General features: G+C 44.1%; 8 protein-coding genes. 2 read left to right on the top strand and 6 right to left on the bottom strand.

The window, feature by feature from the left end:
- The 4 genes from J7J62_06220 to nadA all read right to left on the bottom strand — a co-directional run.
- Positions 1-1,261: hypothetical protein (locus J7J62_06220; protein MCD6124749.1), on the bottom strand; the 1,261-nt coding region annotated here is incomplete at its 3' end.
- Complete coding sequence (locus J7J62_06215) at positions 1,242-2,048, bottom strand: tRNA (adenine-N1)-methyltransferase (GenBank protein ID MCD6124748.1); 807 nt, start codon at positions 2,046-2,048, stop codon at positions 1,242-1,244. The genes J7J62_06220 and J7J62_06215, both read right to left, overlap by 20 nt.
- Positions 2,049-2,051: 3 nt before the next feature.
- Positions 2,052-2,570, bottom strand: coding sequence for an NUDIX hydrolase (locus tag J7J62_06210; GenBank protein MCD6124747.1), 519 nt, complete (start codon positions 2,568-2,570; stop codon positions 2,052-2,054).
- A gap of 24 nt (positions 2,571-2,594) precedes the next feature.
- A complete protein-coding gene (gene nadA / locus J7J62_06205; GenBank protein MCD6124746.1) occupies positions 2,595-3,533 on the bottom strand; it encodes a quinolinate synthase NadA in 939 nt (312 codons plus the stop codon).
- A gap of 211 nt (positions 3,534-3,744) precedes the next feature.
- On the opposite strand from nadA, the gene J7J62_06200 reads away from it, so the two are divergent.
- Complete coding sequence (locus J7J62_06200; GenBank protein ID MCD6124745.1) at positions 3,745-4,053, top strand: hypothetical protein; 309 nt, start codon at positions 3,745-3,747, stop codon at positions 4,051-4,053.
- A complete protein-coding gene (locus J7J62_06195; protein ID MCD6124744.1) occupies positions 4,028-4,351 on the top strand; it encodes a hypothetical protein in 324 nt (107 codons plus the stop codon). Before J7J62_06200 ends, J7J62_06195 begins: the two co-directional genes overlap by 26 nt.
- A 38-nt stretch (positions 4,352-4,389) precedes the next feature.
- On the opposite strand, the gene J7J62_06190 is transcribed toward J7J62_06195, so the two are convergent.
- Positions 4,390-5,073, bottom strand: coding sequence for a hypothetical protein (locus J7J62_06190; GenBank protein MCD6124743.1), 684 nt, complete (start codon positions 5,071-5,073; stop codon positions 4,390-4,392).
- A gap of 209 nt (positions 5,074-5,282) precedes the next feature.
- The gene (locus J7J62_06185; GenBank protein MCD6124742.1) at positions 5,283-5,957 is read right to left on the bottom strand and encodes a hypothetical protein; all 675 of its coding nucleotides are present in this window, start codon (positions 5,955-5,957) and stop codon (positions 5,283-5,285) included.
- Positions 5,958-6,195: the final 238 nt, after the last annotated feature.

Below are 6,195 nucleotides of genomic sequence, written 5' to 3'. Positions count from 1 at the left end.
CCTCTTCCATCGCGCTGCCATCGAACTCATCACCGAGAATCGGAAGGGTCTCAATTATGCCCTTAAGTATCTTCGCCTCCGGGGATTTCGGGTCATGTTGAACCCAGTCATCACGGCTTATAAGCTTGTTCTTGGCAGTGTAATTTTTCACCCAAAGTTGCGAAATTTCGGGATATGCGCGCTTAACGATTGGATGTCCAAAAAGTGCAGCCAGCTCCTCACGCCTGAAACCTGTAGCGTAAACATCGAACACCCTCCCAAGCAAGCTACTAAAAGCCAAAGGTGAAACAGAAAATTCTTCTGACACAATGTTGAGCCCCACAAATCCGAATTCGAGTTCAAGCAAAGGAGCGTATTTGGCGGGGTCAGGAGTAATCACGGCTATTTCGTCAGGAGAAAGGTTCATCTCAAGCGCCCATAATTTCGCAAGCTGAGCAGTGAATCTTGCCTCTCGCTGAGGGTCGGGAAGGCGAAGAAAGTAAACATCGTCATAACAAGTTTCTAACTCACCGTTAAGCGCTTTTACCAGAGGGTTGCTCGCGGATTCGGATGAGTTTATAGTCACGCCGAAAAGCTTCGCCAACTTGTCTATAGGGCTGCGCCAGAAGCGGGGATAATGCGAGTATGACAATGGATAGCTTATCGTAACATCGAATTTCTCAGCAAGCGCTTTGATAAATTTTTGCTGCGGAATGTTGAATTCAAAAAAATCGTGGAATACCACTGACTTTTTGCCAGCAAGGATTTCTGGAACAACGCCGGAACGCAAAACATCTGCAGAAAGCGAAAAAACATCCTCAAATGTAAACAGACCAAGCCTTTTAAGCTTTTCCCTGAACTTTTTGAATTCCTCTGCTGCCGCCCGAGTTTTCCTGCCGATGTTAGCTTTCTTGTTTAGTTCGTCCACATCACGCCCGGAAAGTATGCCAGCGTGTTGCATAGCCTCGAAAAACTCAAGAAGCTTTTCCGTAAAAACGGGGGTTCTATAACCGCTAAACGAGGAAAGGTAATCACTTTCTATCGCCACCGAATGCGCTACAGCAAACAAAATGGTCCTGCTCGCCATAGCGTATTCTGGAAAGAGCTGTGAAGCCAGTTTACGCGCCAGTCTCTCAAGGGTTACGATTCGCCAGCCGACGAAACCACTCCCATCAGGAATATGCTTGAGTAGCGTTTCAAAATGGCTTTGATAGGGCACTACTACCAACGCTTCCTCTGATAGGCTGGGCTTTATGCCGAATTCAAACCTTACTCCCGCCATCGGGAACCTCCGCTACTTTTCGGGCGAAGATAATATAAGTGGTGTGAGCGACCATTCTATCGGTGGGTCTAAGCCGCTGCGACACTGGCTTGTATCTTCGAAGAAGAATTTCCTCTACTTCAATGCAGGCGAATTTCGCGAATCGCTCGAAAGCCTCAAGAAGACTTATAATCTGATTAGCAGTAGGAAGCACCATTGCCAAAGGCGCACCCGGAACAAGTGACGCCCATATAGACTCAAGATAAAGCCAAGGCTCCCTGACATCAATGAATGCCGCATCGTAAGGTCCACCCTCAATACCCTCCGCTATATCGCCCAGCTGAAACCTGACGAAATCCGATAGCCCAGCTTCGGTGACATTCTTCTTGGCAACTGACAAAAATTTTTTATCCCGTTCGTAAGATACGACTTCTCCATCGGGCGCAACAGCATTGGCAAGCACAACGGTCATCGCACCTGAGCCAGCGCCACACTCGAAAACACGCATGCCGTTTTTAAGCCCCAATCTAAGCACAATATAACCCGATTCCTTGGGATACACTATTTGAGTCCGCCTTCTAAGCTTGTACATTATCACATCGTAAAGAGTTGGCGAAAGGACTATGTATGGAGCGCCCATATGCGTTTTCGCGACTATTCCAAAAGGTTTGCCCACGAGCGCTTCGAGGTTAAGCTCGCCGTTTTGCGTCGTGAACTTTCCTTTCGATGCTGGCACAAGGTGAACCCTTTCAGGTTTCCTTGCGTCGACAATCAGCAACAGGCTGTCGGGTTTTATGGTGCTACCCATTTTTCACGAAATGTCTTTTTTGTATTGCTCGACGAACCATCGATGTGCCTCAAACGCTATCGGCGGATGATTATCCAGCGGGAAGAACTCCGCATCCTCGGCATCGTCGGAGCTTGAAAGCTCACCCCCCACCACCTCCATCTCATAGCCCACCAAAAGCACCATCTTATACTGTGGCGAAGGCTGGTTTCTTACGCCAAGGAGTCGTTTTACTCGTCCATCAAGCCCGGTTTCCTCTCGAAGCTCACGGATTGCGCATTCTTCCGGAGTCTCGTCTATCTCCAAGAATCCACCGGGGAGGGAGTACTTTCCTTTTGCTGGCTCTACGGCGCGTTTTACGAGAATTATTTTGTTCTTATCATTTGGATGAGGCACCACGAGTGCAGTCGCGGGTATAGGATTTTCATAAAAAACAGCCCCGCAATCGGGATTGGTGCAAACGAGACGCACCCTTCCTTCCAACTCCCGCTCCTCAAGTTTTGCTCCACAATAGGCACAGTATTTTTTGCTCCTGTAATGCAATTTTCCTCCCGTCACATTCCAAACTTACGAGACAGATAGCATTCGTTCAATAGCAGTTCTGGCTTTTTTCGCTATTTCATCGGGCACAACCACCTCGTAAACATTCTCCTCAAGAGCCATAAGCACTTTGGGAAGCGTTATAAGCTTCATGTTCGAGCAAATAGCCCTTTCAGAAATCGGATAAACCTTTGCACCTTTTATCTCATCCTTAATCCTCTCTATTAATCCGACTTCAGTTGCTATTATGGCAGGCGTATCAGGGTGTTCCTTTACATATCGGTACATTCCGCTCGTCGAGGCGATAAAATCGGCTACTTCCTGCACCTCAGGCGGCACCTCGGGATGCACGATAAGCACAGCTTCGGGATGCTCCTGCCTTGCGTGGCGAACATTCTCAAGCGTTATGCGGTCGTGAACATAGCAATTCCCCTCCCAGCAAATAATGTTTTCCCGTCCTGTCTGCTTCTTCGTGTAGTAGCAAAGATTCTTATCCGGGACGAAAATTATTCCCTTATCCTTCGGAAAATATTCGACCACCTTTACTGGGTTTGCGCTTGTGCAAACTATGTCCGACACCGCTTTAACCTCGGCCGAAGAATTTATGTATGTGACAATAGCGTGGTCGGGGTACATTTTTTTGAACTCCAACACTTTATCAGCAGTAGCGTACGCAGCGAGAGGGCACCCAGCCTGAAAATCAGGGATGAGAACCGTGCGCTCAGGATTAATTATCTTGGCAGTCTCAGCCATAAACATAACACCGCAAAAAACGATAACCTCAGCATCAGTCTTACTTGCTATTTTCGCGAGTTCAAGGGAGTCGCCTCGGAAATCGGCTATCCTCTGCACCTCTATTCGCTGGTAGTTGTGGGCAAGAATCAAGGCATTTCGCTTTTTTCTTGCCTCGTTGATTCGCTCAACGAGTTCTTCCTCAGGCAAATTAAGATAATCCCAGAGTCCCATTTTTCCTCACCGCCTTTTTTGTCGATTGAAATAAGATAATCTATTTCACCTTAAAGAGTAAACATTTTTGCATTTAATTTACAATTTGCAAAATTATGAATGTAACATTTCGCTACAACTCCCATCTTGACAAATCAAAGAACGCGATTATATTAATAATGTAACATGATGTAACATTTTGCTCGGCTCTTTCAAACAAAAGGAGATTTAAGTGGGGATAAGAAACAATGGAGTAAGACGGGTCAATGTTCTCTCGCTTCAGTTCATGCCCGCCGAAAAATTTGTCGAAACTTACGAGAAGGCATGTCGCGGCGAGGTCGTGCTTGTTTCAATTTACGATGATTTCGACGACATGGTTGAGCATCGTTCCCCAAGGCTCGAAAGGTTTATAAGAGAACATCTCGACGACAGGATTTCGCTTCTCATGCGCAGGATGCGCGCTCTTGTGCCAAGGTGGAGAGCAGAAAATAACAAATCGGACAAAAAGGAAACAAATGAAAAGGTACTCGAAAGAATATAAGCAAAAAGCACTACAACTGCTCGAAAGAAACCATAAGGGCGATAAACCCGACTTTTCTGCCGTATCCAGCGAGCTTGGCGTGCACAGCGATACTCTTAAGCGCTGGTGGGCTGACTATAAACTTGCGCAGAGCAAAAAACTTCGCGACCGCATAGAGGAAGCTATATCCAGCATGTTGGCACGCATAAAGCAGCTTTCCGAGGAGTCCGAAAACCTTTCCGAACTTGCGCCCGTGGTAAAAATGCTTTCCGAAATCCTTCAGCAAATAGAGCAGGAAGAAAGTTTTGAGGCGTTCTGAGCGGCATTACGACGGGAAATTTATGGCATTATCCACAATCACGGAACAATCTCCTCGCCTTTTTTGGCTTTTATCTCGCGAAGTTGCTTTCGCCACTTTGGGATTAAATCCTTCAAAATCTTAGAATGCCCATCATCGGGAAATTTGTCGCACCATTTCTCAATCAAATCTATTAGACTATCTATGGGAAGCCCATTAATTTCTGTTAGCTCCTCGTTCAGGCCATATCCGATGTAGCCGAATAAAACGAAGGGCAAATTCTTTATCCACGGTTTTACCTTCTGAAACAACGAATCCGCAAGCTCAGGATGAGTAACCTCCAAGGAGAACAACTTATTTATCAGTCCAGAGGATATGCTTTTTATGTCGAAAATAAGCTCAGGATCGTTGGTGAAGCTCCAGTCAACTTTGGAAAGAATTTCATACGCCTTCTCGTCCACATCTATCTTTTTCGGCGAGTAAACTTTGAATAGCCCAAGGTTGTATAAACTATCCTGTTGAAATAGTTCGTCAATTTTACACACAAAAACAAGATAAACTTTATAATTATTTTTGATATAAGTGGATATTGAATCGTTTAATGAACTAATATTTATCAATTTTATGTCAGGTCTAACATTGTCCTCTTCCTGAACACGCTTGTACATTTCATATTGTCGATCCAGAACCAAAAATACTGCTCCGCTGTCCGGGATAAGGTTTAGAATTTGGGAATATAACATTTTCGCGCGGGAACCATTTTCGCTGGCGCGCAGGTTGGAAGTGAGGATTAGAACAATTAAAAACTTAGTAATTTTTTTATAAATCATGGTTTTGACTCCTTTTTATTCCTCTTCTCTTTTTCCTCGAGTTCTTTTCTAAGCTTCTCGCGAAGTTCCTGAAGTTGCCGCTGGCACTTTATTACCTCTTTAGTACAAAGAAACCCATTATCCTACGGATTAAGCTTATTCTTCTGTTTTAGTTTATAATATCTTTCTCTTTCCATCTCAAGAATGCCTTTTATCAAAGGATACAGGAAAACATCCTCATTCCTATCGCACCAGTCCTGCAAAATGTCCAAAAGAGTGTCAACACTCATATCGTGAACAGAGGTCGTGTCGTTGTCCAGCGCATCATCTATTATGGCATCAACTAAAGTAGGAAGATTTTTCAAATACGGCTTTGCTTTTTTCACAATGCTATCTGCTTTTTGGTAACTTTTGTTTCCGATAGCTATGTAAATGTTTGCGATAATGTTGCCTATTTGCGCTGAATATGAGTATTTGTGGCCACCATAAAAAAATAGTGGGTCATCAAAACAACTAAGGTCACATTGCATTAGCAATTTGTATGAAGTGTCAATAAAGCTCTCTGCAGATGGATTATATTTCTGAATTAATCCATATATAGAGAGGCTTTCTGGAACAATATAGGGTGCTAAAGCACTACATAAGCCCATAGTATATATAGGTTTTTGTTTCTTTAATTCAGGCAATTTGTCCATTATCTCTTTGCCCGTAAGAAAAATTTTAAGTTTGGGGTGAGTTCCTGTCTCCTTACATATCTTAACCAGCGTATCGTAAAGCACTGGCATCCGAAGTATGAATATTGCATCAGTATCTGGCACGCATTTCAGTACATTTTCCGCAAGAACCCGCCACGGGGACTTTTGCTGGGATAAGGCCGAATTGGTAATTAGAAAAATTATTAATATAATCAGGTAAATGCCTCTTTTTGCCATCTTAATATATTCCGATTAACCTGTTTATAAACTCATTAATGAAATTCTTTACTTCCGTCCCATCCGGGTCAAAAAAATCATTAAAAAACTAATCACAACAAGCAACTATCCACACACCTCTCCC

The sequence above is a fragment of the bacterium genome, assembly GCA_021159335.1.
In the GTDB taxonomy this organism is placed as follows: Bacteria; UBP14; UBA6098; order B30-G16; family B30-G16; genus JAGGRZ01.
This window is presented reverse-complemented; position numbering and strand designations above follow the sequence as displayed.